General features: G+C 65.1%; 4 protein-coding genes and 1 pseudogene. 2 read left to right on the forward strand and 3 right to left on the reverse strand.

Translation table 11 applies throughout. From position 1 onward, the window contains the following. The first annotated feature begins 397 nt into the window (after positions 1-397). The gene (gene msrB / locus D1832_RS14930; RefSeq protein ID WP_053447646.1) at positions 398-823 is read left to right on the forward strand and encodes a peptide-methionine (R)-S-oxide reductase MsrB; all 426 of its coding nucleotides are present in this window, start codon (positions 398-400) and stop codon (positions 821-823) included. Between the two features lie 175 nt (positions 824-998). On the opposite strand, the gene D1832_RS14935 is transcribed toward msrB, so the two are convergent. Together D1832_RS14935 and D1832_RS14940 are read right to left on the reverse strand one after the other, a co-directional pair. Then, the gene (locus D1832_RS14935) at positions 999-1,577 is read right to left on the reverse strand and encodes a YkgB family protein (RefSeq protein WP_147362748.1); all 579 of its coding nucleotides are present in this window, start codon (positions 1,575-1,577) and stop codon (positions 999-1,001) included. Positions 1,578-1,760: 183 nt separating this feature from the next. Beyond that, complete coding sequence (locus D1832_RS14940) at positions 1,761-2,390, reverse strand: TetR/AcrR family transcriptional regulator (RefSeq protein ID WP_158443063.1); 630 nt, start codon at positions 2,388-2,390, stop codon at positions 1,761-1,763. Positions 2,391-2,582: 192 nt separating this feature from the next. On the opposite strand from D1832_RS14940, the gene D1832_RS14945 reads away from it, so the two are divergent. Then, positions 2,583-3,155: an MOSC domain-containing protein gene (locus D1832_RS14945; RefSeq protein ID WP_011117093.1), complete on the forward strand. Its 573-nt coding sequence runs from the start codon at positions 2,583-2,585 to the stop codon at positions 3,153-3,155. Between the two features lie 213 nt (positions 3,156-3,368). On the opposite strand, the pseudogene D1832_RS14950 reads toward D1832_RS14945, so the two are convergent. Further along, positions 3,369-3,917: pseudogene (locus D1832_RS14950) on the reverse strand (transposase); the annotation flags it as partial. Positions 3,918-4,004 lie beyond the last annotated feature (87 nt).

A 4,004-nucleotide genomic window follows, 5' to 3' on the forward strand; every position in this document is an offset into this window, starting at 1 on the left:
CATGGAACCGGCCCAAGGAGGTGCACCTGGGCCTGGCCGACCCCACCACCCCGACATTCAAAACCAAGGAAATCCTGCCAACTACTTGACGCGGGACAGGATGACCCAGGCAATGGCCGGGAAGGGAGTCATGCCACTGAACTGATCCCATCACGGTGGCCAGCACCACCACCCAAACGGGCAAACCAGCTGGCCACCAGTGGGCAGTTCTGATGGCCACCAGCGGGAAGAAACACTGGCCGCCTATGGGCAGAACTCAATGGCCCTTGACAGGGGCGAACGTGGAACTACTCATGGTGATCGATCCTGAATCTCGCCCTGCGTCAGGCGGACTTGCTGTGAACCACTGGACTCAACTCACCCTGACACGCAGGGGCCGGGGACCGTTGAAGCCGTCATGAACACTGGATACGACAACTACCGGCCCGAGGTGCACAAGAGTGAGGAGCAGTGGCGTGAGGAACTGACGCCGCAGGAGTTCCAGGTACTCCGGAAGGCGGGCACCGAGAGGCCGTACACGGGCCAGTACTACGACGCGCACACCACCGGTGTCTATCAGTGCCGGGCGTGTGGCCAAGAGCTGTTCACCAGCACTGATAAGTTCGACTCGCACTGCGGGTGGCCCTCGTTCTGGGCTCCCCTGGCCGAGGACAGGGTGCGTTACCTACGTGATCGGTCCTTGGGGATGGAGCGCATCGAAGTGCGCTGTTCCCGATGCGACTCCCACCTGGGGCACCTCTTCGAAGGTGAAGGTTTCCAGACCCCCACCGATCAGCGGTTCTGCATCAACTCGATCTCCATGAAACTGATTTCCTCCGACTGAGTGGCCGCCCACCGGCTGAACCCTCAGCGCGCCGGCTCCAGGGCTTCGCCGCCGCCGGCGCGCTGACCAACCGGCCCCCAGGTCACCGGGGCAGAGAACATGGGCCGGGACGGGGTACCGCACCAGCAGTTCCCGTCCCGGCTCGTTCCGGGTCACGGCAACGGTCGTTTCCGGGCTACCGGCGGCGGGCGTGCTGCAGCGACTCGGCAGCCGTGAGGATGGATGCCCCCAGAAGCACGGTGTCCTTGAGCAGGAACTGCCCCACCATGGACAACTTGGTTTTCCCGTGGTTCTCCTGCTGCACTCCCGGGGTCGTGGCCATGAAACTGAGCGTGGTGACGAACATCCCTACCGCCCCGAGGCTGCCCAGGGCCGAAGCGCGCGGGGCGAGGGGCTTGGCGGCGATGAGAGCTCCCATACCGATCTCGGCCACCCCGATCAGCTGCGCTGTCTTCTTCTCCCCCAGCTTCTTGAGCACCCCGGAGAACAAGGGGCTGGAGGTGACCAGGGGCCTGATGTTCTCCATCTCGTAGTCCTGGAATTTCAGGGAACCGATCCAGACGAGGTTCGTCACCAGGGAATAGCGCAGTACCGAATTCCCCATCTGCTCGATCCCCGTGGTGGAAGTGTTCTTCGTCATCATTTTCTTGTCTCCTCGTTTTTTCTTGTAGATATCACTCGGACTTGAAAAGGAACCCACGGTTCCATGCTCATGCAGCACCTGGTTCTGCACCGGCAACCCGCGGTTTCCCACCGACGCAGCGTGGTACGCACACCCCGTCTTCCGCGTTGTCTGTGCCGCAACCCTTTCCCCGGGCCACCTGCGGAACTCGCGCGCACAGGCGCGTCGGGACGACCTCGTCGGCTTCGTGCGCCACCTCACGTGCTTCCGGACGCATCATGGTCCGGAATCGTCGTCGCCAGGTGTCAACAGGGCTCATCCCTTCCGAGCTATCGGCCTGCGAGTCGAACCGTGCCCATGAACAACTTCGCAGGCCATGTCGGCGGCCAGCTCGACCAGCGCAGGATCCCGTGTCATCTTGGCGGACGTTTTCGCCCCGTCGTACAGCACCATCACCTTGTCCACCGCGGTCGAGGACCCGTCCTCCCCGAGCAAATGGGCGATATGTGAGGCCAGTGCTTCCCGGTAATGAGCGATCACCTGGCCCACCCCGAGATCATCCGGGCGTTCGATGGCGGCGTTCATGAACGGGCATCCGTGGAACGTGCCGGCCAGAACATCGACAGAGATTCCATCGAAGAAGACTCTCAAGCGCTCAGTCGCGCTGGCCCGGGGGTCGTCCCTGGTTTCGGAAGCGGCTTTCCAGGTGGCCTCCTCCTGCTGGAGGTAAGCCACTACCAGAGCCTGTTTGTTGCCGAAGTGGTGATACATGCTGCCCTTGGCCACGCCGACCTCAGCGATCACCAGATCGATGCCGGTGGCATTGATGCCGCGTGTGTAGAACAGCCGGCGGGCGGTCGCCATGATCCGCTCACGAGCTCCCGTGGACCTCGCAGGCGACCGGTTCGGCGCAGTGGCCTGGGCTTCGGGGATGACTGCCATCATGCGCACCATGCTAGACGGATCCGTCTACAATCGTGGCTGGCGCCGCGCCGGAGGCCCGTAAGACAACCGATCCCCCGGGTCTCTGACGGGGCTTGGAGGAGGAAACCTGAACGCTGAAATTCTCGCTATCAACGGTGCGTCCGGTGGTGTCTACGGTGTGCCGGCAACCGTGGTGACGAAGGGAATGATGGCATGATGCAGACCTATCAGTACGACGTGGAGATCCTGCACCTGCTCGTGTCCCCGGGCCATGCCTACTTCGGCCGCGCCCGGGACGGCGCGGCGGACGTGCCCACCACGGATGCCGACCGGGTCGAGCTGGTGGCCGGCAAGGGCGTGGTGGGCGACCGGTTCTTCGGCAAGGCCGCGCACATGGACGCCGCCCTCACCCTGCTCGCCGTCGAAGCACTCGAGGCCATGGCGGCAGATCTGGGCACACCTCCCTTCGACCCGCTCCTGACCCGGCGCAACGTGGTCCTCCGGGGCGCCGAGCTGGCGCCCCTGCTCGGCGGGGAATTCGCGTTGGAGTCCCAAGGTGCTTTCGTGCGGCTGCGGGGTGGGCGGCCGGCCCACCCCTGCGCCTGGATGGACCGGGTGCTCGCCCCGGGCGCGCACGCCGCCATGCGCGGCCGGGGCGGCCTGCGCTGCCAAGTGCTCTCGGACGGGTTCCTGCACCGCGGGCCGGCCGTACTGCACAGCCCTGTCCCGCTCGAGGCCGAACGAGCCGGGGATTCCGTCCGGCGGCGACCGACACGGCTGCCATAGCGCCCCTCGTAGGTGACGCAGCCAGGGACCCCCTTGCTTTACGTAAGGCCCGGCTACCGGTCACCCGCGGCAACGATGACGCAGTTGGGGTTCCCGCGGGGGCCGTACGGGTAGATCGATGTGGCAGTGCGCTGTGTGGCGTATGCCGCCTCGGGATTCCTGTGGCCGCTGGTCGTCTCCGGAATTTTTCAAGGTGTTTGAGGCCAGTGGGTGTCAGGCGGCTACCGGTTCGGCGGCGGTTGGTTGGTTGATCCAGGCGTGGGTGGGTAGCGCGAGGATTTTCGGGTCAGCGGTGGTGGAGAAGCGCTCGGGGTGAGTAGCGCGGGCCGCGGCCAGGGCCGCTGAGCGCTGCTGACTCACGGTCGCGGCGTGGCCGTAGTGGACGTCGGCGGGGGTGTGCAGCCCGATCCCGGTGTGACGGTGTCCGTGGTTGTAGGTCTCGACGAAACCGGCCATGAACGCCCGGGTGTCGGCCAGAGAGCCGAAGCGGTCCGGGAAGACCGGGGCGTACTTCAAGGTCTTGAACCACGCCTCGGAATACGGGTTGTCATTGCTCACGCTGGGTCTGGAGTGGGAACGGGTGACGCCGAGGTCGGCCAGCAGCGCGGCCACAGGTTTGGAGGTCATCGAGGTGCCGCGGTCGGCGTGCACCACGGTGGGCACACCGTGAACCCCGAAGATCTCCTTCATCATCTCCTCGGCCAGAGGCCCGGACTCTCGGGCGTGGACGTGGGCGCCGACGATGTAGCGGTGTCGCGCGTCAGACTTAGTGGCAGGGCCGTTATGTAGGTCCTGAAGGAGAGTCAGACATGGGTAGACCACCCTCGATTCCGGCGGAGAAGAAGACCC

This window comes from Dermacoccus abyssi (genome assembly GCF_003515945.1).
In the GTDB taxonomy this organism is placed as follows: domain Bacteria; phylum Actinomycetota; class Actinomycetes; order Actinomycetales; family Dermatophilaceae; genus Dermacoccus; species Dermacoccus abyssi.